Below are 475 nucleotides of genomic sequence, written 5' to 3'. Positions count from 1 at the left end.
CCCCTCAGTGATCGGCCGGTTTGTCGACATCACCGCCGATCTACACCGGGTGCGGATCGCGTGCGGCGAGGTCACCGTCGCCGACCATGACCGCAGCTGGGCCAACCACGTCACCATCGCCGACGCACAGCACGTGCGGGCGGCTAAAGAATTGCGCCGCGACTACCGCAACCAACAGCTGCAGAACCGGGCCCGCAATGCCGCGCGCGTACGCACCCACCCCGACGGCCACGAGGTGCCCATCAGAGCGCTACCCGACTACGACGACCTGTTCGGGGTGCACTTCGCCACCCCGCCACCAGGCGGACTCACACCCACCGCATCCACTATCACTGAAGGATGAAACACCATGTCTGACAATTCGATCGGCAAACATATCGAGTTCGCCGCACGGGCGTTGAAGATGCCCACCATCCGCCGCTGCTGGGCCGAGCTGGCTGAGCGGGCACGCGCCGAGAACTGGACCCACGAGCAA

1 protein-coding gene is annotated in these 475 nt (G+C 65.5%); it reads left to right on the top strand.

What is annotated here, in order from left to right:
- The coding region (locus GOALK_RS19430) for a Mu transposase domain-containing protein (RefSeq protein WP_444542582.1) at nucleotides 1–343 on the top strand (343 nt) is incomplete at its 5' end.
- Nucleotides 344–475 lie beyond the last annotated feature (132 nt).

The organism is Gordonia alkanivorans NBRC 16433, assembly GCF_000225505.1.
GTDB classification, from domain to species: Bacteria; Actinomycetota; Actinomycetes; order Mycobacteriales; family Mycobacteriaceae; genus Gordonia; species Gordonia alkanivorans.
The sequence above is the reverse complement of the archived record's forward strand: the minus strand, read 5'-3'. Positions and strand labels throughout refer to the sequence as shown.